General features: G+C 53.1%; 18 protein-coding genes. 11 read left to right on the forward strand and 7 right to left on the reverse strand.

Annotation, left to right across the window (positions count from 1 at the left end; translation table 11 throughout):
* Nucleotides 1-192 precede the first annotated feature (192 nt).
* The gene (gene radA / locus JJD41_RS00585) at nucleotides 193-1974 is read right to left on the reverse strand and encodes a DNA repair protein RadA (RefSeq protein ID WP_200664255.1); all 1782 of its coding nucleotides are present in this window, start codon (nucleotides 1972-1974) and stop codon (nucleotides 193-195) included.
* Nucleotides 1975-2143: 169 nt separating this feature from the next.
* On the opposite strand from radA, the gene rpaB reads away from it, so the two are divergent.
* From rpaB to JJD41_RS00600, 3 genes are all read left to right on the forward strand, one after another.
* Nucleotides 2144-2872, forward strand: a complete 729-nt coding sequence (gene rpaB, locus JJD41_RS00590) for a response regulator transcription factor RpaB (protein ID WP_168571755.1) — start codon at nucleotides 2144-2146, stop codon at nucleotides 2870-2872.
* Nucleotides 2873-3016: 144 nt separating this feature from the next.
* Entirely contained in the window at nucleotides 3017-3667 is a 651-nt protein-coding gene (locus JJD41_RS00595) for a cofactor assembly of complex C subunit B (protein WP_200666934.1), read from the forward strand.
* 33 nt (nucleotides 3668-3700) lie between these two features.
* Complete coding sequence (locus JJD41_RS00600) at nucleotides 3701-4204, forward strand: DUF456 domain-containing protein (protein WP_200664256.1); 504 nt, start codon at nucleotides 3701-3703, stop codon at nucleotides 4202-4204.
* Between the two features lie 63 nt (nucleotides 4205-4267).
* Here JJD41_RS00600 and JJD41_RS00605 read toward each other — a convergent pair whose 3' ends face one another.
* On the reverse strand, nucleotides 4268-5014 hold the full coding sequence (locus JJD41_RS00605) for a creatininase family protein (protein WP_200664257.1): 747 nt from the start codon (nucleotides 5012-5014) through the stop codon (nucleotides 4268-4270).
* Nucleotides 5015-5316: 302 nt separating this feature from the next.
* Here JJD41_RS00605 and JJD41_RS00610 point away from each other — a divergent pair, with 302 nt between their 5' ends.
* Nucleotides 5317-5946 carry a hypothetical protein gene (locus JJD41_RS00610; RefSeq protein WP_200664258.1) on the forward strand — a complete coding sequence of 210 codons (630 nt, stop codon included), beginning with the start codon at nucleotides 5317-5319 and terminating at the stop codon, nucleotides 5944-5946.
* A 110-nt stretch (nucleotides 5947-6056) separates the two neighbouring features.
* Nucleotides 6057-7352: an adenylosuccinate lyase gene (gene purB, locus JJD41_RS00615; RefSeq protein WP_200664259.1), complete on the forward strand. Its 1296-nt coding sequence runs from the start codon at nucleotides 6057-6059 to the stop codon at nucleotides 7350-7352.
* Between the two features lie 54 nt (nucleotides 7353-7406).
* Here purB and mrdA read toward each other — a convergent pair whose 3' ends face one another.
* Nucleotides 7407-9203, reverse strand: a complete 1797-nt coding sequence (gene mrdA / locus JJD41_RS00620) for a penicillin-binding protein 2 (protein WP_200666936.1) — start codon at nucleotides 9201-9203, stop codon at nucleotides 7407-7409.
* A gap of 578 nt (nucleotides 9204-9781) precedes the next feature.
* On the opposite strand from mrdA, the gene modA reads away from it, so the two are divergent.
* Together modA and modB are read left to right on the forward strand one after the other, a co-directional pair.
* Nucleotides 9782-10618, forward strand: a complete 837-nt coding sequence (modA, locus tag JJD41_RS00625; protein WP_200664260.1) for a molybdate ABC transporter substrate-binding protein — start codon at nucleotides 9782-9784, stop codon at nucleotides 10616-10618.
* Between the two features lie 177 nt (nucleotides 10619-10795).
* A complete protein-coding gene (modB, locus tag JJD41_RS00630) occupies nucleotides 10796-12709 on the forward strand; it encodes a molybdate ABC transporter permease subunit (protein ID WP_200664261.1) in 1914 nt (637 codons plus the stop codon).
* Between the two features lie 78 nt (nucleotides 12710-12787).
* Here modB and JJD41_RS00635 read toward each other — a convergent pair whose 3' ends face one another.
* From JJD41_RS00635 to JJD41_RS00650, 4 genes are all read right to left on the reverse strand, one after another.
* Nucleotides 12788-13213, reverse strand: a complete 426-nt coding sequence (locus tag JJD41_RS00635) for a DUF3887 domain-containing protein (RefSeq protein WP_200664262.1) — start codon at nucleotides 13211-13213, stop codon at nucleotides 12788-12790.
* A 30-nt stretch (nucleotides 13214-13243) separates the two neighbouring features.
* Nucleotides 13244-14773, reverse strand: a complete 1530-nt coding sequence (locus JJD41_RS00640) for a YifB family Mg chelatase-like AAA ATPase (protein WP_200664263.1) — start codon at nucleotides 14771-14773, stop codon at nucleotides 13244-13246.
* A gap of 234 nt (nucleotides 14774-15007) precedes the next feature.
* On the reverse strand, nucleotides 15008-20413 hold the full coding sequence (locus tag JJD41_RS00645) for a trifunctional serine/threonine-protein kinase/ATP-binding protein/sensor histidine kinase (RefSeq protein ID WP_200664264.1): 5406 nt from the start codon (nucleotides 20411-20413) through the stop codon (nucleotides 15008-15010).
* A 231-nt stretch (nucleotides 20414-20644) separates the two neighbouring features.
* Nucleotides 20645-21490, reverse strand: a complete 846-nt coding sequence (locus JJD41_RS00650; protein WP_234488637.1) for an undecaprenyl-diphosphate phosphatase — start codon at nucleotides 21488-21490, stop codon at nucleotides 20645-20647.
* A 451-nt stretch (nucleotides 21491-21941) separates the two neighbouring features.
* On the opposite strand from JJD41_RS00650, the gene JJD41_RS00655 reads away from it, so the two are divergent.
* The 4 genes from JJD41_RS00655 to nadB all read left to right on the forward strand — a co-directional run bounded on the left by JJD41_RS00655 (nucleotide 21942) and on the right by nadB (nucleotide 26233).
* Nucleotides 21942-22643, forward strand: a complete 702-nt coding sequence (locus JJD41_RS00655; RefSeq protein ID WP_370583693.1) for a DUF3120 domain-containing protein — start codon at nucleotides 21942-21944, stop codon at nucleotides 22641-22643.
* Nucleotides 22644-22767: 124 nt separating this feature from the next.
* Entirely contained in the window at nucleotides 22768-23748 is a 981-nt protein-coding gene (locus tag JJD41_RS00660) for an adenylate/guanylate cyclase domain-containing protein (RefSeq protein ID WP_200664266.1), read from the forward strand.
* A 103-nt stretch (nucleotides 23749-23851) separates the two neighbouring features.
* Nucleotides 23852-24280, forward strand: a complete 429-nt coding sequence (gene psbU / locus JJD41_RS00665) for a photosystem II complex extrinsic protein PsbU (RefSeq protein ID WP_168568207.1) — start codon at nucleotides 23852-23854, stop codon at nucleotides 24278-24280.
* Nucleotides 24281-24460: 180 nt separating this feature from the next.
* Nucleotides 24461-26233 carry an L-aspartate oxidase gene (gene nadB, locus JJD41_RS00670; RefSeq protein ID WP_200664267.1) on the forward strand — a complete coding sequence of 591 codons (1773 nt, stop codon included), beginning with the start codon at nucleotides 24461-24463 and terminating at the stop codon, nucleotides 26231-26233.
* Nucleotides 26234-26253 lie beyond the last annotated feature (20 nt).

Genomic DNA, 26253 nt, shown 5'->3' on the forward strand with positions numbered 1-26253 from the left:
CCTTGCGATTGAAGAAAACTTAGATTTGCAAAAATGATAAGATGAAACCCTCCCCAAAAGTTAACGATCGCCGTTGTTAACCCCCCCGATCGCCAAACCCGGCTTGAGGATTGACAAAAGTGCTAACATAACAGGTAAATCTCTTGCGCTCCTTATGGATAAGGCGATCGATCGTCGCCTTGTTTTCAACACTTAAAATACCGGATCGTCATCGTCTAGTTCGTCATTAAAATCATCTTCAAAATCATCTTCAAAACTATCATCTAATGGCGTTTCGACGATCGGAGAAAGTTCGTCCGTGGCGGGTGCTAAGCTCGTCAACTCCGAAGGATTCAAAGGAGCTGGGATCGCTTCAATAATGGCATCGAGAACTTTAGCAACGGGGATAATTTCCATCCCGAGGTCGGGAGGAATTTGACCTTTAGGAATGATGGCTCGTTTAAATCCTAGTTTAGCGGCTTCGCGCAATCTCAGTTCGAGTTGGGAGATCGGACGGACTTGACCGCCCAAACCGACTTCGCCGAGTAAAATCGTGTGGGGATCGACGACCCGATCGCGGAATGAGGCGACCACGGCGATCGCCACCCCCAAATCCGCCGCAGGTTCGGAAACACTCAACCCCCCCACGGAACTGACATAAGTATCTAATTTCGAGAGAGGAACGCCGACTCGTTTCTCCAACACCGCCAGAATCTGAACCAGACGATTGCTATCGACTCCAGTGGTGGCGCGACGCGGCGATCCGAAACTCGCCGGACTCACCAGCGCCTGCAATTCGACGACAATCGGTCGCGTTCCTTCACAAGCGACAATCGTCGAACTCCCGGACACGAATTCCTCGCGATTTCCCAAAAATAATTCCGAAGGGTTGGTCACTTCTTCCAACCCTTGCGCGACCATTTCAAACACCCCGATTTCGTGGGTGGCGCCAAAACGATTTTTCATCGATCGCAACAGACGATGACTCGCAAAGCGATCGCCTTCAAAAAACAAAACCGTATCGACCAAGTGTTCCAAAACGCGCGGTCCGGCGATTCCACCTTCTTTGGTAACGTGACCGACAATCAATAACGTAATATTTTCCCGCTTCGCCACCTGCATTAACGCCGAAGTACATTCGCGAACTTGAGCGACGGAACCGGGAGCGGAGGTTAGGGACGGAAAGTAAATCGTTTGAATACTATCGATAATGGCGAGATTGGGTTTTAAAGATTCCAGTTCTCTTAAAATTTCCTCTAAATCTGTTTCCGGGAGCAGATAAAAATTCGAGTGACCGTTCCCCTCTCCCCGACGACCCTCACCCTCATCCGAGGGGGGAAACTCGGACGCCATGTCGAGGATCGAGTCGTCCGGGTTCTGCGCCACCTCCGAACCCGTGGCGACACTTTCTTCCCGCTCGTCTCTCTCGGAACTGACCATTTGTTCCAGCTCGTTCGACGACGACGAGGGAGGCAATTCGAGGCGATCGTCGGGGTCGAGTTCGGGGGGATCTTCCGGTTGAATTCCCAAGCGTTGGGCGCGTAATTTAACCTGCTGACCGGATTCTTCCGCAGACACGTACAAAATTTTATAGCGCGATCGCGATAGGCGATTGGCAACTTGGAGCAATAAGGTCGATTTCCCAATTCCCGGTTCGCCGCCAATGAGTACCAGAGAACCGGGGACGATCCCGCCGCCGAGGACGCGATCGAGTTCGCTATACCCCGAGGGCCAGCGCGTCACCATTTGGTCGGCGATCTGAGATAACCTAAATGCGGAGCGCGGTTGACCGGATGACGAGGGTTGAGGGCGCGGTCCGGTTCGCATCCAAGACATATCCGGGTTTAAACTCGGTCGCGTCCCCGCATGACTACCGGAATTGACCACTTGCTCCACGAGGGTCCCGTAAATGTTACAAGAGGGGCATTTCCCGTACCATTGGGGAAATTCGGCACCGCATTCGTCGCAAGTGTACTGAATTCGCTGCTTGGGCATTCTTGAGTGTCGGATAGACCCTGACGGATAACATGAATCTGAAAATTAGCTGAAATCTAGTATAGATGAGAGTTTCAGCGCGATCGCTCCCTCGGAAAACGAGGCGATCCAGATGGTAGAGTATTAAGAATTAAGGATGAAAAATCACGGTTAAGGAGCCTTGAGTCGCTTGGAAAACCATAAAGAAAAAATCTTGGTTGTCGATGACGAAGCGAGTATCCGTCGCATTCTGGAAACTCGACTTTCAATGATTGGCTACGATGTCGTTACGGCAGCAGATGGGGAAGAAGCACTCGAAACCTTCCGCAATGCCAATCCCGATTTAGTGGTTTTGGATGTCATGATGCCGAAATTAGATGGCTATGGCGTCTGTCAGGAGCTGCGAAAAGAATCGGATGTCCCCATCATCATGCTAACAGCCTTGGGCGACGTGGCCGATCGCATTACGGGTCTCGAACTCGGGGCGGATGATTACGTGGTCAAGCCGTTTTCGCCGAAAGAGCTCGAAGCTCGCATCCGGTCGGTGTTGCGGCGCGTGGATAAAACGGGCAATTCCGGGATTCCCAGTTCCGGCGTGATTCATGTCAATCACCTCAGAATCGATACGAATAAACGTCAAGTTTATAAGGGCGACGAACGCATTCGCCTGACGGGAATGGAGTTCAGTTTGCTCGAATTGTTGGTGAGCAAATCGGGCGAACCGTTTTCGCGATCGGAAATTTTGCAGGAAGTTTGGGGTTATACGCCGGAAAGACACGTGGATACCCGGGTGGTAGACGTTCATATTTCCCGACTTAGGGCGAAGTTGGAGGACGATCCGAGCAATCCCGAACTGATTTTGACCGCGCGGGGAACGGGTTATTTGTTTCAGCGCATTATCGAACCGGACGAGCTTTAAACGGCTTTAAACTGACTGGATTGCCTTCGCCGCAGGTCGAATGCGGTGGCAAGGTTCAGACCGAACGGGCGATCGCTCGGCGGGCGATCGCAATCACGAGGGTTCGACCCCCTGGGAGTTTACGCGCACAGTACCGAGCACATCATGGCCAAACCAGATCGAAATGAGGTTTTGCGGCAACTCCCGATCGCGGTCGGGATTTTGGGAGGGGTGTTACTCCTGGTCAATCGTTACTCTACAGGCGATTTAACGGCTTCACAAGCTCGTTCCGACGTGGTTGGAGTCATTTTAAGTGCGCTGCTCGTTTTAAGCGGTCTGCTGTGGCAACAAATCCAACCGCGATCGCCCGATGCCGTCGAACTGCTCGGTCCGCAAGGATTTGAGTTGGATTCCGATTTGCCCAACCCAGTGAAAACCGAACTGGCTTGGGCATCCCACTTGTTACTGACCAATACGGTCACCCGGTCTGTCGTGGTTTGGGACCGGGGGCGCGTGCTGCTGCGGCGCGGCATTTTAGGACCCCATTCGGAGGTCAAACCGGGGGCGATCGTCACTCGGGTGTTAGAAAAGCAAAAAGCCGTTTATTTAGTCGCCCTCAATCTCTATCCGGGACGGGTAGAATTTGACTATTTACCGGAAAATACTCAAGGGTTAATCTGTCAACCCATCGGCGATCGCGGGGTGCTGATCTTAGGCGCCAACGCACCGCGCAGTTATACTCGACAAGACGAACGCTGGATCGAAGGAATTGCCGATAAATTAACGGCAACTTTTGACGAATATTTAGCGGATTGAGACGATGTTTCAATAACAAAAACGTGAGTCTTTATGATGATTCTTTATTGGGTATTGGTGGGGGTTGCCCTGTTGGGCGCGATCGGAGCCGTCATTCCCGGACTGCCCGGTTCGAGTCTGATCGTCGGGGCGATCGGGGTTTGGGCCCTCGTTCACGGTCTGTCTGGGGTCGAGTGGGCCTTGTCGATCGCCGTTTTGGTGTTGGTCGCCAGTGTCGGGATTGATTTTCTCGCCACTTATCTCGGCGCCAAACAGGCGGGAGCGAGCAAGTGGGGTCAAATTGGGGCGATCGTCGGCCTCTTCCTCGGCTTATTCGGCTTGCTACCCCCGATTTTGCCCTTCGGCGGTCTTTTCGGTCTGTTGATCGGTCCACTCCTCGGCGCGATTATCGGCGAATATCTCTACTGTCGGGATTTGAAGTTCGCCGTTAAAGCGGGAGTCGCCGTGGTGGTCAGCTCCTTGATCGGCAATATCATTCAAGGGGTGTTAGCTTTGGCCGCAGTAGTGGTTTTCTTGGTCAGCACTTGGCCTTACTGAGCGGGCGAACCCACGAATTGACGCTAAATTGACGCTTAATTGAGGGCGATCGCCTCGGCTCGCTCAATCCGCTTTGAGAAATTCCCGATAAGCCTCTGTTAATTCTTTCACGGCCAATTCGTAGAACTTTTGGCCGTGTTCCGGTCGGGCTAGAGCCGGGTTCGACCCCATGCGACCGTCGGGATAGTGGCGACGAAAGTCTGCCGGACCGTAAATCGGATAGCCGGAGGCCACTTGCGGATCGAGGGGCGCGTCTTTGATGGCTTCGGCGTAGAGATATTGAGTCAGTGCGATTTCACTCGGGGTGGCGTGGGAGCCTTCTTGAGAGCCGTAAAGCTCTTTGGCGAGTTGATAAACCCGATGGCAAGTAAACCAGTTGCTCAAACGACAGCGAACGCGATCGCCGTGGGGGAGGTTTAACTCGGCGATCGCCGTGTAAGTTTCGGCAAAAGCGGCCTTGAGGGTGGCAATATTGCCCCCATGTCCGTTAATAAAGAAAAAATGCGTAAATCCGGCTTTCGTCAAACTGGTCAGATAGTCCCGGACGACAAGCATTAAGGTACTCGGACGCAAGGAGATCGTACCGGGAAAGCTGGTATGGTGCAGGGCCATACCGACGTTAATGGTGGGCGCGACGAGCGCTTCGGTGGCATCGCCGACCCCTCGGGCGATCGCCTCCGCACAAATGGCGTCGGTGCCAATTACCCCCGTCGGTCCGTGTTGTTCGGTCGAACCGATGGGAATGACGATGCCGCGCGATCGCTCTAAATAGGCTTCGACTTCGGGCCAGGTGGTTAAATGTAATAACACGGTGGACGGTCGATCTCCTTAGCGAGAAATGGGGAGGCGCGATCGCCCCTCCCGATGGACTGGAATTTTCATACTACAATAGCCCCAGCTACGGCAAAAAATAGGGGCGCGATCGCGCTTACCCCCTCGGGTTTCGCGACAATTGGCAACAATTTCTTGACGAATCGAGATCGGAGTTGTTCTAATTCTAGAAATACATTGACTGCCAAGCCCCAATGGCATTTCTTTAAACGCAAAAGCTTTAACAACCCTTCCTCTCTCGCCAACCGGAAAAATTCATCCTCGATCTATATCTAAGACTCATGGAAAATACCCCCGATTCTAACAACACTCCCACTAAAGTCACCTCCACTTACTCCCCTTCGGTGCCGATTTCTCTCTATCGAGAAGTGGTCGCGGAATTGCAAGCCTCTCAAGCGATGCTCGATTCGCTCAACGCCCAAAACCACGAATTGACCAAACAAAACCAACAATTGCGGCAAGAGGTGGAACAGGTGGTGCAATCGGTGGTTCGGCTTCAAAAAACGATCGATTCTTTATCCCCCGTCTCCTCTAATTTTGCGGCGGTGCGTTCTCACCAACAGACTTTAAATCCGTCCCGTCCTTCCCCGAGTTTCAATTCGCCGATCGCCTTTGAAAGTCATACCAGCTCGACGAAGGAGAGTGTTGCTCGGGATAACAGTTCTGCACCGATCGAACCGACCCCCACTCCCCACGGGCCGGAACCGAGCTTACCGAATACGGATTTTAGCCCCGAGTCCCTCTCCCTGGTCACCGAACAGGCAGACAATCGCTATCGGCGCGGTTCCCGTCGGGTCGGCAGTCAAGATCTCGGAGCGGCTTGGTTGGCGATCGCGATCGTCGTCATCTTAAGTGCCTTCGGTCTCGGCTTTTGGGTCGTCCGTCCCTTGTTGATGAAAACCGATCGCTAAACGTCCCATTCCCCTCCCTCGCCCTCCCAAGTGGGGCGATCGACCCGTGGGGTTCTCAATAAGGGGGGTGTTAAGCGGTAAAATAGGACAGTCGTTTTCTGTGACGGACGTTGATCGAGCGTTACACCTTGCCCGAAATGGGCGAATTGTGGACAGAAACTTATAAGTTTAAAACCTGGCTACAGGTTGAAATTGCCGTATGTGAAGCGCAAGCCGAACTGGGTTACATTCCGACGGCAGCCGTTGAAGAAATCAAAGCCAAAGCACACTTCGATCCGCAACGGATTAAAGAGATCGAGGCGGAAGTCCGTCACGATGTGATTGCGTTTTTGACGAACGTCAACGAATATGTCGGCGATGTGGGACGTTATATTCACTTGGGATTGACCAGCTCGGACGTGTTGGATACGGCGTTGGCCCTCCAGTTGGTCGCCAGTGTGGACGTGTTACTCGAACCGTTGGAAGATCTGATTCATGCGATTCGCTACCAAGCGCAGCAACATCGCTCGACGGTGACCATCGGGAGGTCCCACGGCATTCACGCCGAACCGATGACCTTTGGATTTAAGTTGGCCGGATGGTTGGCGGAGATGCTCCGCAATCGCGAACGGTTGGTGAAATTGCGATCGCACATTGCCGTAGGTAAAATTTCCGGGGCGGTGGGAACCTATGCCAATATCGAGCCGCGCGTGGAGGCGATCGCCTGCCAAAAACTCGGCCTCGAACCGGATACCGCGTCAACCCAAGTGATCTCGCGCGATCGCCATGCCGAATTCGTGCAGTGCTTGGCCTTGGTCGCCGCCTCCCTCGAACGGTTTGCCGTAGAAATTCGCAACCTCCAGCGCACGGACGTTCTCGAAGTCGAAGAATTCTTTGCCAAGGGACAAAAAGGCTCCTCGGCGATGCCGCACAAGCGCAATCCGATCCGTTCCGAACGGATTACCGGACTGGCGCGGGTGATTCGCGGCAATGCGATGGCGGCGTTAGAAAATGTCGCCTTGTGGCACGAACGGGATATTTCTCACAGCAGTGTCGAGCGCGTGATTCTTCCGGATTCCTGTACGTTGACTCATTTCATGTTGGCGGAGATGGCGGACTTGGTGAAACACCTGCTCGTCTATCCCGAAAATATGGAACGGAATATGAACGTTTACGGTGGCGTCGTTTTCAGCCAGCGCGTCTTACTGGCGTTAGTGGAAAAAGGGGTCAGCCGGGAAGATGCCTATCGCATCGTGCAGTCGAATGCCCACCAAGCTTGGAATCGAGCTGACGGAGATTTTCGCGCCTTAATCAGTGCGGACGATCGCGTGAAAGCGCACCTGAGTGCGGCGGAACTCGACGAGTGCTTTAATCCCCAGCAGCATCTCAAACATTTGGACGCCGTTTATCAGCGTTTGGGAATTTAACGGGAACGTCAGAGGAGCGAACCAGAGCGATCGCTCCTCTTTCCTTTTTCCCCTTTACGGAGTCGCCGCGCTCGTTTTCGGCGTCGTCCCGTTAAAATAGGTTTTGAAAATTTCGTGGGCGATCGGAGCCGCCGCTACCCCGCCGTAGCCGCCGTTTTCCACCACCACGGCGATCGCGATTTCCGGCTTGACTGCCGGACCGAAGGCCACGTACAAGGCGTGAGATGGTTGGCCGATCACTTCCGAAGTTCCCGTTTTTCCGGCAGTCAGGGGAATCGTGCCGTCATTCAAGCGCCGCGCCGTTCCTTTTTGCACCACCGCCGTCAGTCCTTCTTTAATGACGGCGATCGTCTCGGGGGCGATCCCGGTCGGAATCGGCTTGGTTTCCGGGGTGTTAGTTTGCGAAGTCAGCAAGTGCGGTTTGATCCGATTTCCCCCATTGGCGACCGTCCCCACCATCACCGCCAATTCGAGGGGCGTCACCAAAACCAACCCCTGACCGATCGCCATCGTCACCGTATCTCCCGCATACCAAGGCTGTCCGTACAGTTCTTGTTTCTCTTCCGGGGTGGGAATCGAACCGTGTTGGCCCCCGTCGAGCCCTAAAAATTCTAAATCGGTGTTGGTGCCGATGCCCAATAATTTGCCCCATTTGGAAATCGCTTCGGGTCCGGCAGCCAAACCCATTTGATAGAAAAAGGTGTTGCTACTGTACGCCAGGGCGTCGCGAATTCCGATCGTCCCGTAGCCGCCACTGTGTTCGTGGAATTGGAAGCCGCCGACGGTAATGTAAGAGGAGGTGGCCAGCATCACGTCCGGCGAAAAGGTGCCGGATTCGATCCCCGCCGCCGCCGTGACGATTTTAAAGGTACTGCCTGGGGGATAGCCTTGCAGGGCGCGGTTGAGCAGGGGATTTTCCGGAGCTTGCAGGTGTTCCCACTCGGCAGCTTTCACCGGACGGGTGAAAATATTGGGGTCGAAGGTGCTGTGACTGGCCATCGCCAAAATGCCTCCGGTGTTGACATCTAAGGCGACGACGGCACCCTGGCGATCGCCGAGCGCCATTTCTGCGGTTTTCTGCACGGCCAGATCGAGGGTCAGTTGCACCGATTTCCCCGACTCGGGCGATCGCATCCCCAGTTCGCGCAGTTCTTCCCCTTGAGCGTTGACTTCGATCAGCAGATTCCCCCATTTCCCCGTGAGGTAATCGTTGAGCGCCCGTTCGATCCCGGTTTTGCCGATCGTGATCCCCATCGGATATTCGGGATGGGCTTTGAGATCTTCCGCATTCGCTTCGCTAATGTAGCCGAGGACGTGAGCCGCTAAAGACCCTTGAGGATATTGGCGACTGGTTTCCACCCGGATTTCTAAACCGGGAAATTCGTCGGCCCGTTCTCCGAGGGCGACGAAGGCTTCTTGGCTCAAGTTTTGGGAAACCCGCACGGGCATTGCCGATCTATACCCCATCTGCTCGATCCGCTCCACGATATTCTCGACAGGAAGCTTCAGAATCGGTGCGAGTTTGGTAGCAGTTGTATACCAGTCTTCCGGGGATTGTTCTTGCGGCCAAACGTAGACCGATCTCGACAGGCGATTCGCGGCCAAGATTTTGCCCTGGCGGTCGAGAATGGCCCCCCGCGCCGCCGGAACCGGAACCAGGCGAATCCGGTTTTCTTCCGCACGCTGTTGGTGGTAATCTCCCTCCACTAACTGGAGTTGTGCCAAGCGCGTGAGACAGGCTCCGATCAAACTCGTTACCACTAACATGATGACGATCGCGCGACCGACTTGGGACCGATGGGCGCGATCGCCGGAACTGACGACCGAAGAAAAAAACTGTTGGCTAATCATGTGAACCGCTTGGGGGAAAAGTTGAAAATTTTGGCTCTCTGACGGGAAGTTGTAGATGAACCCGGTGGAGCGATCGATCTCTGCTACATTGCACTCTGAAGGCGCCTCCATCCGGAAGTTTCTGACCGTTTCACTCGGCCCGTCCCCCCCGATCGCCCGGTGTTGTTTTTGCGCGAGATCTGCCCCTTCCAACGCACAGCCTTCCGAGTTCGGCGATCGGTACTTTACCGTGCCGCTTCCCGACGCGATCGCCCGATGGATTAAATCAGGATTATGTTTGTGTGAGTCTGCCTGCTGTCATTATAAAACTGTTTCTTCTCTGAGGAGTAAAAATTTTTCTCGATTCGATTCTTAAAAGAAGTTTATGATTTTGTCCCGACTCAAGTAACTGTGTGAGAATAACTTATTTTCCTCCGATCTTAAATAAAACTTTTGTCTTTTTTGTTAGCATTTTTCAACAATAGATTGTCCCCGATTTTGTTTTTACCCGCACTTCTCCCGATCGCGGTGAAATTTTATTTTATTGTTTTTTTCTCTACCCCCCAACCCTCGCCGCCTATCCCTCCGACCGTATCCGGATGAATCTTCAACGTCAAACCCTCGCCTTCACCGCCTTGGCGATCGCCGCCATCAGTGCATTATTTTTTCAAAAATTTAACCAATTTTCATCGCTTCAGCGCCTGCCAAAGAAAGAAATCACCGTCTCTGCCGCTATTAGTTTGACAGATGCCATGCAAGATATTAAAGCCGCTTACACCGCGATCGCCCCCGACACGACCGTAACCTACAACTTCGCCGCCTCCGGGACATTACAGCGTCAAATCGAACAAGGGGCGCCCGTCGATGTTTTCCTGTCCGCCGGAGTCAAACAGATGGACGCCCTCGACGATCGCCATTTGCTGGTTCGAGGAACTCGCCGGGACTTATTGCAAAACCGGATCGTGGCGATCGCCCCGTCCGGAACGGAGGCGATCGCCGACTTTCGTGACTTACAAAAACCAGAAATTAAACGGATTGCGATTGGAGAACCCGAAATTGTCCCCGCTGGACAATACGCACGCGAATTACTCCTAAATTTAAACATTTTCGAGCAAATTAAACCCAAAATTATCTTTGCCCGTAACGTGCGTCAGGTGTTGACCTTGGTCGAAACCGGGAACGTCGAAGCCGGAATCGTCTATCAAACCGACGCCTTAAACTCCCCCCAGGTCGAAGTCGAGGCGATCGCCCGCGAAGGACTGCATTCAAAAATCATCTATCCGGTAGCGGCGATCGAGAACCGCCCGAATCTGGAAACCGCACGCGCGTTCGTGGACTTTTTAGAGAGCGATCGCGCCCGGGAAATTTTTGAAATCTATGGGTTTATACCGTTGACAAAATCCGAAAATCGATCGGAGAGTTCTGCAAATTTTTAAACTTAAATTTTTGCCGATCTTTTCAATAACTGGATCGCTAAAAAAAATAAATTGCCCATTAACTAACCCCTTATTCAATCGATAGAATAAACTAAAAAAAATCGGCTAAAATAAACAAAAATTGCGATAAATTATCGATCTACATTTCCGAGAACTGACAATGCCGTTACCACCTCGATGAATTTTGACTGGTCGCCCTTGTGGATTTCCTTGCAGACTGGGATCGTCGCTACCGCTATTGCCACCGTATTGGGAATCGGAACCGCCCATTGGATGACGACCTATCGGGGCAAAGGGAAAGCCCTGCTAGAAACGATCGCGATTTCCCCTTTAGTGTTACCGCCCACCGTCGTCGGATTCTTGTTACTGTGGCTTTTGGGCAAAAACGGACCGTTGGGACGCTGGTTCCTCCATTGGGGATTCGAGGTCGTTTTTTCCTGGCCCGCAACGGCGATCGCCGCGACCGTCGTCGCCTTTCCCCTCACGTATAAAATGACGGCTGCCGCCTTTGCTCAACTCGATCCCAACTGGTTGCGGGCCGCGCGCAGCTTGGGAGCCTCCGAAGGGCGGATCGCGATCGCCGTCATGCTGCCCTTAGCGTGGCCCGGGATCGCCGCCGGAATCTTACTCGCCTTCGCGCGGGCGTTGGGAGAATTTGGGGCGACCTTAATGCTGGCGGGCAATATCCCCGGCAAAACCCAGACGATCCCCTTAGCGATTTACTTTGCCGTCGAAACCGGGAACACCCAAGCTGCGCGATTCTGGGTGACCGTAGTTTTAGGCATTTCCTTGAGTGCGATCGCCGTCGTCAACGGGCGATCGCCACGGAAACGATACTGGCGTCAACGGCGACAGCGCCAATCCCAGATCGAACACGAGATCCCCCGGGTCGAAGCGACTCCCTCGCCGAACGACGTTCGCCTAGGGTTTCCCCAGGAGAATCGCCCGTCCCCGAGGGCGACTCAACTAGAGGTCGAGATCGAGAAAGAATTAGAAGAATTCGACTTAAACATTGCCCTACAAAGCGGGTCGGAAACCTTGGGACTGCTAGGGGCCTCCGGTTCCGGAAAAAGTATGACCCTGCTGTGTATCGCCGGACTGGAAGAACCGACCCGGGGGCGCATCGAACTCAACGGGCGGGTATTGTTCGATCGCGCACGCGGGATCGACCTGCCCGCCCGCGATCGCCGTGTCGGGATCGTCTTTCAGAATTACGCCTTATTTCCCCATCTAACCGTCGCCGAAAACATTGCCTTCGGCTTGCCCCGCGATCGCCGTCATCCCAAAGCCAAGCGCGATCGCGCCGTCGCCGACTACCTGCGACGAATGCACCTCGAAGGCTTAGAAAACCGCTATCCCGAACAACTTTCCGGGGGACAACAACAACGGGTTGCCCTGGCGCGGGCGATCGCCGCCCGACCGGAAGTTTTACTACTCGACGAACCCTTTTCCGCCCTCGATACCTACCTTCGCAGCCAATTAGAACGGCAGTTAGTCGAAACCTTGAGCGACTACGGCGGCGTCACGATCTTCGTCACCCACAACCTCGAAGAAGCCTATCGGGTCTGTCAAAACTTGCTCGTTTTGTCCCGGGGAAGGGCGATCGCCTACGGGAGTAAACAAGCCATTTTCGAGCGACCCGAAACTTATACCGTGGCGCAATTAACCGGATGTAAAAACTTTTCGCGAGCACGAGAACTCGGCGACGGACAAATTGAAGCCCTCGATTGGGGATGTCGGTTGCGCGCGATCGACTCGATCCCGGCAGAATTCGCATTTATCGGCATTCGCGCCCATCAAATTCGTTTTTTAGAAGAATGGGACGAAAGCACGACGCTACGCGATCGCCCCTCGCAAAACCGATATCCCTGTTGGATCGCCCAAACCAGCGAAACCCAACATCGGATGACCTTGTACCTGAAACTGCACGATCGCCCGAGTAGCCCGCAAGACTACCACTTACAAGCGGAATTATTTAAAGAAAAATGGGAACGGCTCAAAGATCGTCCGTTCCCCTGGCAAGTTTATTTAGATCCGTTGCGATTGATCCTGATGCGATCGCGAAGCGACGCCTCCGGCGTATCGCCGTGAGTGGGGGTTAAGTTCCCCCATCGAGTCGGCGCGAGACACCTTTGGTGTCGCTTCGCGATCGCCGTTAGAATCCCGGGTTTAGATTTCGTCGGGATAGTTGAACGCGGTGACATTGCCGTCAGTATTAAAAATCACCAGAATGTCGATCGTCGCGTTCTCAAATTCGCAGGTCACCACGGCAATCTGGGAGCTATCCACCGTATCGACCTCGACATTGACGATATTTTCAAAGGCTCCCGTTTTCGCGATCAGGTCGCTCCATTCGTCTTCGAGAGTTTGTGGTGTAACGCTTTCTCTGAGTTCGCTATCGTACTTTTGGACGGCGACGGCATATTTTTCCTCGGCGAGGTCGGTGATGAACTCTTGGGCCATGTCGGTAACGTCCGTCGCTTGAGCGAGGATCGAAACCGAAGAAGGTGTCGGGGTAACGGGGGCGGCGTGGGTGGGGACGCTAGCAAATACACCGACGACGGCAAGGCATAAAACGGCGAGATTGGCTTTCATTTTTTCTCCTATTGCAGTGAAAAAATAGATCTACTGCATTCTATCTATGGTCCGGTATTGGATCGCCTCTGCCACATGGACGGTTTTTAGGTCGTCCTCTCCGGAAAGATCGGCGATCGTGCGGGCAACTTTGAGGATGCGATCGCTGGCCCGGGCGGAGAGACCGAGTTTGCGGATCGCCCCTTCGAGCAGGTTGCGAGTGGCCTCGTTGAGGCTGCACCACTGGCGGATGTGGGTGCTTTGCATGTCCGCATTACATTGGAGGTTGGCGACGGTTTTAAAGCGCTGGCAGGCGCGATCGCGTGCCGCCATCACTCGTTCGCGCACCGGGGTGGAGGATTCTCCGGTCGGTTGCCGGGTAATTTCTTCCGGCTTGAGGCGGTTGACGGCCACTTGCAAATCAATGCGGTCCATGAGCGGGCCGGAGAGTTTCGCCCAATATTGTTCTCGTTGGCGCGGCGAACAGGTACACGCTTGGAGGGGATCGCCGAAATAGCCGCAGGGACAGGGGTTAGTGCTGGCCACGAGGGTAAATTGGGCGGGAAAGGTGACCGATTGGCGAGTGCGAGAGATACTGACGTAACCGTCTTCTAAAGGTTGCCGCAAGAATTCTAAAACGTCGCGTTTGAACTCGGTGAGTTCGTCGAGAAAGAGAACCCCGCGATGGGCGAGGGAGATTTCGCCGGGACGCGGATAGGTACCGCCGCCGACGAGAGACGGGCCGGAGGCGGAATGGTGGGGACTGCGGTAGGGGCGATCGCCGACCAATTTGCCCCGTTCTTTTAACAGGCCCGCCACGGAGTGAATTTGGGTGACTTCTAAGGCTTCGGTAAAGTTGAGGGGCGGGAGAATTCCGGGTAAGCGGCGGGCGAGCATGGTTTTGCCACTGCCCGGGGGCCCGACAAAAATGAGGTTGTGACCTCCGGCGGCGGCAATTTCCAAGGCGCGACGGGCGTGGGCTTGTCCTTTGACATCGCACAAGTCGAGGGCGGGCGATCGCCCCTGGTTGAGTTCGGCGCGTCGGTCGAGTGTTAAGGGGCTGTGGCGGTCGGGGCAATTGAGCAACTCGGCGACTTCATCCAGGTGGCGGCAGCCGTAAACGTCGATCCCTTCGACGACGGCAGCTTCTCGGGCGTTGGCTTCCGGGACGACGAGGGCGCGGATCCGCAGTTGGGCGGCGGCGGCGGCGATCGGCAACACTCCGGCGACGGGTCGCAAACTGCCGTCGAGGGAGAGTTCGCCTAAAAAGAGGGAATCGCGCAACGGTTCGGGGTTGACTTGTTCGGAAGCGGCGAGAATGCCCACGGCGATCGGCAAATCGAAGCAGGGGCCTTCTTTGCGCAAGTCTGCCGGGGTTAAATTGACGACGATTTTACGTTGGGGAAAGGCAAAACCAGAATTTTTGAGTGCGGCTTTGACTCGTTCGCGGGATTCCTGAACGGCAGTATCGGGCAGTCCGACGACGACGATGCCCGGAAGTCCGCCGGAAACATCGACTTCGACTCCGACTTTGACGGCATCAATGCCGACTAGGGACGCACTCCAAATTCGAGCTAGCACTTGTATATCCTTATTTTGCGATCGGACAAGGGGGAACGGGGGCGGCGATCGCCCGTTTATATTGAATTCGGTTTTGATATATTTTGATATTTTAAGGATAAAAGCGCGTTTTTGCGTCGTCCCGATGCGACGGCGCTCGCGAAGCGACGCCGTTCGCGAAGCGACACCGTAGGCGTAGCCGCCCCGAAGGGGCTAGGAGTTAGGCGTCTCGCCCCGGATTCTCAAGTGCGATCGCTAGGGGTGCGATCGTGGCGGCGGCGAAATGGGAATGCGGATCGTAAACTCCGAGCCTTTCCCGAGTTGAGAAACACAACTGAGTTCCCCGCCGTGAGCGTCCACAACAATCGAATATCCGATCGACAACCCCAACCCCGTTCCGCCGCCGACGGGTTTGGTGGTGTAAAACGGATCGAAAATCCGTTGACACACCTCCTCACTCATCCCGCAACCGTTATCCGCAATGCGAATCAGGATCGAGAGATCGTCCGGGGCCTCGGTGTGAATGCGAATCGTCGGCGCCGGATCGGACGGCCCGCCATTCTCGAACGCATCGATCGCATTGCTGAAAATATTCATAAAGACCTGATTGAGTTGCGAAGCGTAGCAGGTCACTTTCGGCAATCGACCGTATTCTTCGATCGTTTGAATGCCCCGACCGCCGCCCCCTTGTTTCAGACGCGGCTGTAAAATCGTCAGCGTACTGGCAATTCCTTCGTGAATGTCTACGGGTTTCATTTCCGCTTCGTCGTGACGGGAGAAATTTCGCAAAGACAGGACGATATTGCGAATCCGTTCGGCCCCGACTTTCATCGAATTGAGCAACTTTTGCAGGTCTTCGACCAAGAAATCGAGGTCGATGTCTTCAATTTCTGCTTGAATTTCCGGCCCCGGATCGGGATAGCGTTCCCGATACAATTGGATCAAACCGAGCAAATCTCGCACGTAATCTCCCGCCGGGGAAAGATTGCCGTAAATAAAGCTGACCGGGTTATTAATTTCGTGGGCGACTCCGGCGACCAATTGACCCAAACTCGACATTTTTTCCGATTGAATCAGTTGTGCTTGGGTGCGTTGCAGTTCGCGCAAGGTTTGTTCGAGACGTAAATTTTTTTCGTTGAGTTCTTGGGTGCGTTCGCGCACTTTTTGTTCGACGGAAGCGTACAGTAACGCATTTTCTAACGAGATCGCCGCTTGCGAAGAAATTAACCGCAAAAATTCGAGGCGATCGGGGGTAAAGGCGCCTACGGTTAAGTTATTTTCGAGGTAGAGAATGGCAATCAGTTGTCCGCGATCGAGAATCGGCGTGCACAGTAAAGATTTGACTTGGTAGCGGACGATATACGGATCGGTATTAAATCGTCCTTCCTCCGTGGCCCGATCTAAGACAATATCTCCCCGCGTCCGTTCGACGTAATTGATCGCCGTAACGGGCAAATCTTCCGGGGAAAGACCGCGCATTTGCAAGTCTCCCGCGTTATAGTCTCGCACTACAACTCGTTCTTGCGTGGCAGAGGCTTCGGCGGCGATCGCCAATTCCCCATTTTTAGGAAACAGCAAAACTCCCCGTTCGGCTCCCGCATTTTCAATTAAGATTTTCATCAGCGACGAGAGCAATTTATCTAAGACAATTTCGCTAGAAATGGCTTGAGAAGCTTTCATGACTGTTGCCAAATCTAACAGTCCGGAACTGCCCCCGGATGTAGTCGTGTGAATCGCCGTCGTTCGGGTGTCGATGGTGGCGGGAGGCGGTGGCGTTTTGACTAATAAATGGGAATATCCCTGTTCTAATTGTTCGATTTTTCGTCGAGCCCCCCAACGTCGGTAAGCGTAATATGCATCGGTCAGATGGACTTTTGCATATTTTTCTTTCCCTTGTTCGAGCCAAAAGCGGGCGGCTAATTCATTGGCGAGGGCTTCGTTTTGTACGAAGTCAAATTCATGGGCGGATTGAATGGCGCGATCGTAGGCGGCGATCGCTCCTTCAATATTTCCAGAAATTCTCGCCATTTCTGCTTCGACCAAACAGCATTTATGGAGAAAATTCGCCGGACAATTGTCAGCCCAAACCTTCATCTGTTGTTGGTTGGCTTCTAATTTTCCCCAATACTGCGATTGTTCTTCAGCCGAACTTGTTGGATATAAAGCCGCCCACAATAAAGAGGAAAAAAAGTTATATTCCGTTGCGGGTATCGTCCCGGTAATCGATGCGAGTTGCCCTTCCGCTTCTCGGGCCCACTCTAAGGCATTCTCGAAGTCTCCTTCTAAATAGAGCAGGTGGAATTTATGAATTTGGTAGATACACAGCGAATAGAAATTTTGATGTTCGCGACAGTTGGCTAAATATTCCGCTTCGTCAAGTTCTTCTGAGTCAAGAAAATTCTGTCCTTTGTTATTCCATAAATCCCTCAACATTATTTGTAATCCTAGTAAGGTGTCGGTAGACAGTTGGTTTTTTGTTCTTCGAGCAAAATGCAAATATTTGGGGATTTTTGAGGAAATTTCCTCTAAAGGTTTACCCTGGAAAAACGCATTCAATTCTTCGTTGTGTAAGAAATATCCGGCATATTCTAAATCTCCGGATTCTAAGGCAGCTTTATATCCTTCTTGGTTGAGAAGATTCGATTCTTGAATCGGTTTAAACCAATAATTTAATCCGTTGGCGATCGAGGCGAGGGCTTTGCATTTAAACTGCAAGTTATTCCATTTTTCTGTTAGTTCGAGGGCCAGACGCCCGAACTGATAAGCCGCATGATAGTCCTGAGACATCGATCCAGCTAACAGACCGTAGTTACAATATAAAAGACCCGATTCGGCGATTGACCCGTGTTTTAAGGAAAGATTCACCCCTTTAAGTAGACTTAAAATCCACAGTTGCAAGCTGCTTAAATAAGCAGGAGTGAGCAAATTAGTCAGTAAAGACAGGGCGATTTTAATTTCTGGATTTTCCAGGGGATTATCTTCACTTAAAGTAATAATTTCGCGATCGCCTAAATTTCTTTTTACTTGTTCTAATTCTCGGGCGATCGCCTCGTCTAACCCTTCTTCTTCTAATTCGACATTTAATAACTTTAGTCCTTCTTTACCCGCTTGAGTCGCTTCTTTGTATTTCGCTCTCAAAGAATTTTGAACGATCAGGAGATTGTAAAGTTCTGCTTTTTGCAGGTTATTATTTATATTGGCTAAAGTCTTAACGATAAACTGCTCCGACCCTTCAAAATTACCATTTAAATACTCGACATCTGCTCGTTCTCGATACAATGAAAAAGCCAGATCGTAGTCGATCTTCCAGAGGCGATCGCTCAACCCTTCCATCCCCGCAATTAAATACTGTCGCGCCGCCACATAAGCAGTTGCCATTTTCGCTTTTTTAGCCGCTTCTAAATTCAATTGTGCTAATTGAATTTTCTCCGCTTCGTCCTCGATAGATTCCCGCGCGACGTTCAAATGATCGACTAATTCAAAAATCCTTTCTGTCCAATATTCCGGAGGCGTACTCACCAAAAGCATTCGACCGATTCGCAGGTGAACGGCTTTTTTATCCGCATCTTCGATCAAGGCGTAAGCGGCTTGTTGCACGCGATCGTGGAGGAATTTATAATTGAGAATTAAGAGCGGATTGATCGGCTGATTTTCATTTTCGTCCGATTCACCCCCCGGCAAAATTAAACGATCTTCGATCGCGGGTAACAGATGTTGCAGGGTCTCTGAGGCTTCTTTTTCGTGAATGAGCGATAACGTATTCAAATCGAATTGGTTGCCCAAACAAGCCGCCAATCGCAACACTTCTTGAGTCGAATCGGGCAGTTTCTTCAGTTTACCCACCATCAATTCGATCACGTTATCTGTAATTCCAACCGCTTCGATGCGATCGATATCCCAATCCCAGCCCCCGACTTTTCCCGGTTGCGGCGGGATAAAGGTCAGCATATTTTCTTGATAGAGGGTTTTGAGAAATTGAATGACGAAAAAGGGATTACCTTGGGTTTTACTTTGAATCAGTTTTCCCAACCGTTGCACTTTCGCCAACTCGGCGTGAAGCGTTTCTGCTGTTAATTCGCAAATATGCTCTAAATTTAACGGTTGCAAAACCATTTTGTGAATGGTAGAACCCCGTTTCTCCAAGGCTTCGAGACTCATCATTAACGGATGGGTCGGACTGACTTCGTTATCGCGATAAGCTCCCAAGATTAATAACGATCCGATCGCCTCTTCTCCCATCATCAATTCCAGCAGTTTTAACGTAGCGGAATCGGCCCACTGGAGATCGTCGATAAAAATCACGAGGGGATGTTCGCGATCGCAAAAAACCCGAATAAAGTTTTGAAAAACAAGATTAAAACGATTTTGAGATTCGTTCGGTCCGAGGACTTGTACCGGAGGTTGCGGTCCGACGATAAACTCGATTTCCGGAATCACATCGATAATAATTTGGCCGTTGGAACCAAAAGAATCGATTAATTTTCCTTTCCACACCTCCAACTCTTCCTCACTTTGAGTTAACAGTTGTTGGACGAGTTCGGAAAAAGCGGAGACGATCGCCGAATAAGGAATACTCCGTTGAAACTGATCGAATTTTCCGGCAATAAAATAACCGCCATTGTCGCTAATTTGCTTGGAGATTTCGCGAACGAGGGCAGATTTTCCAATCCCGGAATATCCGGCGACGAGCATCAATTCGCTGCGACCTTGACGGGCATTCTCGAAGGCTTGCGCCAGGGTATTGAGTTCTTTTTCTCTCCCGTAAAGTTTTTGCGGAATTTGGAATTTATCGGAAATATCCTGAGTGGCGAGGGGAAAGGCTTCGATGCGATCGTTTTGTTCTAGTTGTTTCAAACATTCTTCGAGGTCGGTTCCCAATCCCCACGCACTTTGATAGCGTTTTTCAGGGGTTTTCGCGAGCAGTTTGAGAATGATTTCGGAGAGAACGGGGGGAATCTCGGGGTTAATTTCGTGCGGTGGGGTCGGTTGTTTGGCGAGGTGAGCGTGAACCAACTCCATTGCGTCGGTACTGGGAAAAGGGAGTTGTCCGGTTAACAACTCGTAAAAGGTGACGCCGAGGGAATAAAAGTCAGTGCGATAGTCGAGGGATCGATTCATGCGCCCAGTTTGTTCCGGGGACATGTAGGCGAGGGTTCCTTCTAAGGCGTGGGGATTTTGAATGGTGGGGTTGTCCCGAGTCAGGATACTGGCAATACTAAAATCAATAATTTTGAGATCGCCCGTGGCGGGATTGAAAGTAATATTGGAAGGATTTATATCTTTATGAATAATATTGGCGGCGTGGATTTCACCCAGGCTTTGGGTAATTTGAATCGCTAAATTTAAAAATCCTAAGAGGGTGAATTTCTGAGAATTCATTAAAATTCTCAAGGATTCGCCGCCAAAATCTTCGAGAATGGTGACCAGGGTATTTTGATATTTTTCGAGAGCGTAAGCTTTGACGACGCTAGGGAGGTTGAGGCTGCGGGTGATTTCGTATTCTTGTCGGTATCGGCTGATTTCTTCGGCGGTGGGATAGTCTTTTTTGAGAACTTTAAGAACGACGGGCTGTTTATCTTGCTCGCGGCGACCTCGATAGACGATCGAGCGATCGCTTTCGTAAATTAAGGCTAAAATTTGGTAGCCTGGAATGTCGATCATCGTCCGCAATCTCCTGTCGGGGTCAATGACTCAATTATGCCCAATTATAAATTTGTGATTTCGACGCTGGGCTTAAAATTCGATAGAGGAAGTCATGGCTGAGGCGGTTAAATTCGGGGTTGGAAATGAGCGTAATGGGTACGGCTTAAGATTAAAAATTGTAACGACGATCGCCTCGGATCGAAGGTGAATCGAACTCTAGGCGATCGTCGCGGGAGGGAGATCGCCAAATTAATTGGCGATCTCGACCCCTGAAAAGACGATCGCCAACAGGGCTACCCCAAACGCCAACCGATACCATACGAAAATAAAAGTGCTGCGTTTTTGCAAAAACTGGATTAACCAAGAAATCGCCGCATAAGAAAACACGGTAGACGAGAGCAAACCGACGCCGAGGGGGAGTAAACCACTTTGAACCGAACCACTGGCGATCTCGGCGAGGAGATCTTTGAGTTCGACGAGTCCGGCGAGGGTAATGGCGGGAATACCTAACAGGAAGGAAAAGCGCGCCGCACTGGCGCGGTCTAAGCCGAGGTACAGTCCCGCCGTAATCGTCGATCCGGAGCGCGAAACCCCGGGAATTAAGGCCATGGTTTGCGCCAACCCCATCAATACCCCGTCGGCGAGTTCTAACTGTCCGAAGTGGCGTTTGCGCCGACCGATGCGTTCGGCGAGGGCCAGTAGGGCCGACATGACGATCGAGACGATCGCGATCGCCGTCAAACTCCGCAGGGTCTGTTCGTAAAATTGGGAGGCACTCGCTTTGAGCAGCAATCCCACACAGGCGATCGGGATCGTTCCCAAGATAATCCCTAAAACAATCCGAAAGTCCGGATCGTCGTATTCGCGGCGAATTACGGCTCGCAGCGCTCCATTACTCAGATCGCCCAAATCTTGCCGGAAATACCATAAAACGGCGGCAATGCTTCCTAATTGAATCACCGCGCTGAACGAGACCCCCGGATCGCCCCATCCCAAGAGTACGGGAACGACTTTTAAATGCGCCGTACTGCTGATCGGGATAAATTCGGTCAATCCCTGAACCATTCCCAAAACGAACGCTTCAAACCAATTCATCTCGGGAGGAGCGCTCAGTCCTGCAGTGGCACTCGGTTCGGCGCCCGTTAGGGGAGCCGCTACGGCGAGGGGGTGGCCGATCGCGATCGAGGCGAGCAGAGTTGCAATCCCCACGAATCTAACCCATTGAGTGCGAGAGAAAGTCATTAATCGTGCCTGTAGGTGTTGATGGTCCAACTGAAACGATCCTTCAATCGATGGTGCCCTGTTCCAGGAAGGGGGAATGGCGTCGAACGGTTCTCAAAGCAATCAAACCCTAGATCGCCGCCAGTGGCGACCCAACGATAATATCCGCCATTCTATCTGTTTGTCGGGTCGGCAAAATGAGAAAAATCCCCCTGGGTTACAATGCCCCCAAGGGGGATAATGCCTGTGATATCTTAAATAAGATGAAGTTACGTAAAGAATATTAAAAAAATTGTTAAACGACTCTTGGCCTCTGCCTACAGTTGTGGCTCAGTCCGTGAAAAGCGCGATCGACCTGCTCAAAACGAGGGTGGCTCAGTTGCCGATCGCCGAACGACAATGGATGTTTGGGGCGGCGGTATTTTTGGTCACCGTTCCCGTCTTTTTTGAAGCCCCCCTAGTGCGCTACGCCCCCCTGTGCGCCTGTTTGATAACTGGGGGGTGGTGGGCGATTTCTTGGGGGTTGCTCTCGCGCCGAGAGACCGAGGTGTGGGGAGATCTGCTGCTCGGTTTTACCGGAACCTGGTTGACCGGATCGGTTTATTGGGGGGGACTGCGCTGGGAACCCTTGCTGCACCTGCCCGTAGAGGCCCTCGGCTTGCCGATCGCCCTGTGGTGTTTGTGGCGCGCTCGCATGGCGGTCGGTACCTGGTTTTACCTCGGCTCCCTGTTAGGAACGGCAGTCACTGACTTATATTTTTATATAGTGGATTTAATTCCTCACTGGCGCCAGCTCATGCACGGCGAACCGGAATTAGCCGGAGTGATTTTGAGCGCGGCTCTGGAACGGGTCAACAGCCCTACCGGAACCGCATGGGCGATCGCCCTCGCCCTCGTTCTCTTAGCAACGGGCGCCATCCCTTTGCGTTCCCGTCACCTCCATTGGTGGGCTTTCGGGGGCGCGGTATTGAGTACAATTTTGGTAGACGGCCTTTTTTGGCTCGCAGCTTGGGCAGGTCGAGCGTAACCCCTCACTCCCAGTGGAGAACGGGGGCGAGCGATCGCTTCGAGATCCCACAATTACGATTGAGGACTGGCATCTACTCTTACAATTAAGAGCGTTAGGATCGACCATCGTTGATGCTGAGCCCGTGGTGACTTTTGCGAACACACCCCACCTGCTGCTCCGGACCGACTCTGGCGATCGTCAAATTCCCCTCGTCGAGGGGAGTTGCTGGACGATCGGACGCAGCGAAGATAATAACCTGGTCCTGCGCGACCGTTGGATTTCTCGCAATCATGCGATGTTGCAATGCATGGAAAGCGGGGAGTTCTATTTAATCGATTTAGGAAGTCGCAATGGCTCGTTTCTAAATGGACGGCGCGTTAGCATTCCCGTCGTTCTCCAACACGGAGATCGCCTGACTTTCGGTCAAACCGAAGTCGAGTTTCGCGCGCCTTCAGAAAGCCCGGACGACCTGTCAGAAGATTTAGATTCTCAAGATTTTACCGTAACGGCGGCCTTGCACGTGCGGCGATTGATTTCGGTGATGGTCGTCGATATTCGTAACTTTACGGTATTGACCCGCCAACTCGACGAAAAAATCCTCTCCGAACTGATCGGGACCTGGTTTCGCTGTGCGGGCAATATCATTCGCGAAGAGGGCAGTTGGGTCGATAAATATATCGGCGATGCGGTGATGGCGGTCTGGTTTCACAGCACTCAAGAAGTCTCGGATAAAGAAGTGCTGCATATTTTTCGCGCCCTCAACAACCTCCAGCGCGTGACCGAGGAACTCAACCAACGCTATACCCTCCCGTTTCCCTTACGCATCGGCGCCGGGGTCAATACGGGATACGCGATGGTCGGCAATACGGGAACGGGCGATCGCCCGGACTATACGGCGTTGGGGGATACGGTCAATGCCGCTTTTCGGCTGGAGTCGGCGACGAAAGAAATTGGTTTGGATATCGCCTTGGGCGAAAAAACCTACCAGCATTTTTCCGCCTTGGGAGAACATGCGGGACTGTTCGATCGCCACGCCGTCCAGCTTAAAGGATACGACACGCCGACGGTGACTTATGCTTCGTCGTTTGCGGCCCTGGATGCCTTCTTGAAAGGTGAAGGCTAATCGAGATCGCCCCCGAGGGACCCGACAAATCTAAAGAAAACCTGTAACTAAAATGGTAGTCTTGAAGATAAAGGCTGTTTATAAGAGAGAGAGGAAATCGAAGATGAAAAGAGTGTTTCGCTGGGTGATGGCTTTGGCATTGGCGATCGGTGCGTTAGGTTGGTTGGGGCAAGCGCCAGAGGCGATCGCCGCCAACACGATGCCGACAAATGGGCAAACCCCCGTATTGCTGGCGGAAGCGACCTATCGCAATCCGGTGGATGACAAACTCTCTACCGAATTCGGCCAGAAACTGGACTTAAACAACACCAACGTTCGCGCTTTTCGCAAATATCGGGGCATGTACCCCACCCTCGCCCGTAAAATTGTGGCTAACGCCCCTTTTGACAAGGTCGAAGACGTTCTCGAAATGCCCGGATTGAGCGAGCGTCAAAAAGAGGTCTTGCAAGCGAATCTCGACAACTTCACCGTCACTCCTCCGACCCCCTCTTTAATTGAAGGGGACGACCGGATTAACAACGGCTTGTACTAAGCGCTTCAAGCCATTTCTCCAGCAAACCGTCAACGTCGGAGTTGGCGGTTTGCTTTATGTTTGGGGGCGATCGCAGCGAGACCCGGACGAAGGGCGATCGCGACCCCAAATTTCTGCTAAGGTTAACAACACGGCGCGCTAGCGTAGTGCAACTGCTCGAACATAAGGGGCGATTCTGAATTGGCCAACTCTTCCAACGGTGAGAACTTCCCCCACAGTGACTTTCCCCCCGTCTTTGACGTCATTGTCGTTGGGGCAGGAGCTGCCGGACTGTATGCGGCTTTGTGCGTTCCCGAATCCCTGCAGGTCGGCTTGATTGCCAAAGACAGCTTGCCCTTATCCGCCAGCGATTGGGCCCAAGGGGGCATGGCGGCGGCGATCGCCCCCGAAGACTCCGCCTTACTCCACATCGAAGATACCCTCAAAGCCGGAGCCGGACTGTGCGACTGGGAAGCAGTCAAGTTCCTCGCCGAACGAGCCGGGCAATCCGTCGCCGCCCTGCTCGAACTCGGCGTCAGCTTCGATCGCGCCAGCCAGGGAGATTTAGCCCTCACCCTCGAAGCCGCCCATTCCCGGCGTCGCGTCCTGCACGCGGCGGACACCACCGGACGGGCCGTGGTCAGTACCCTCAGCGCCCAAGTCTTGCGCCGTCCCAACATTCGGGCAATTCCCGGCGCCTTCGCCCTCGACCTGTGGCTGAATCCGACGAACGGGCGCACTCAGGGGGTCGTCCTCGTCTACGGCGATCGCCTCTGGTGGGTCAAAGCCGGAGCCGTCGTCCTTGCCACGGGTGGCGGCGGTCAAGTTTTTTCCCAGACCACCAACCCCTCGGTCAGCACCGGAGATGGGGTGGCGATCTCCTGGAGAGCGGGCGCCATCTTGCGCGATTTAGAATTCGTTCAATTTCATCCCACCGCCCTCACCCAACCCGGCGCCCCCCGCTTTCTGATCAGCGAAGCCGTTCGCGGCGAAGGCGCTCACGTCGTCGATGCCAACGGTTACCGTTTTCTGTTCGACTACCACCCGGCGGGAGAACTCGCCCCCCGCGATGTCGTCAGTCGCTCCATTTTCTTGCACCTGCAACATCTCGCCGACGGCGATCGCCCTCCGACCGACAGACCCGCCGACCCCTCGGAACGAGACCCGCGCGAACGCGTCTGGCTGGACTTGCGACCGATTCCCGCCGCCAAAATTCGCCGCCGCTTTCCCAATATCGTCCAAGTTTGCCAGAAATGGGGCATCGACCCGTTTTCTCAACCGATTCCCGTCGCCCCCGCCGCCCATTATTGGATGGGTGGCATCCTGACCGATTTAAAAGGTCGCACCTCCATTCCCGGACTCTACGCCGTCGGCGAAACTGCCAGTACGGGGGTTCACGGCGCCAACCGTCTCGCCAGCAATTCCTTACTCGAATGCATCGTTTTCGGCGCGCAGTTATCCCAGGTTGAAATTGAATTTCCCGAAGGGAAAGACCCTTGCAGCGCAAGCGGCACCCTCACCGCCGACGAACTCGGCGACCTCGACGCCCAACGGGCGACCTTGAGGGAGTTGCGTCGCGCCTTGCCCCATCTGGTCTGGCAAAGTGCCGGAATTTGCCGGGGACAGGCCATGCTGGACACGGCGATCGCCCAAATCGAAACCTGGCAAGCCGAGTTCTGCCGCCAGCCCCTCAGTCAATCTTTACTCCACCTCACCCCCGCCCGTCACCTCGACTTGAAACTTCCCGAGGCCAACCGTCTCTTGCGCGATTGGGGTGAAACTCGCAATTTGCTCGATGTTGCTTACTTAATTCTGACCAGTGCGGCGTTCCGTAAAGAGAGTCGCGGCGGTCACTACCGTCTGGATTATCCGTCTCCGCTTCCCACCTGGCAAGTTCACACCCTCGTTAAAAATCGGCTCTGGAGTACCGTTCCCCTTTCTGCGGCGCCCGGGGAGCTTTCAAGCGATTCTTAACGGGCTGCGGGCGATTTTAG

Source organism: Oxynema mangrovii CENA135, from assembly GCF_016632315.1.
In the GTDB taxonomy this organism is placed as follows: domain Bacteria; phylum Cyanobacteriota; class Cyanobacteriia; order Cyanobacteriales; family Laspinemataceae; genus Oxynema; species Oxynema aestuarii.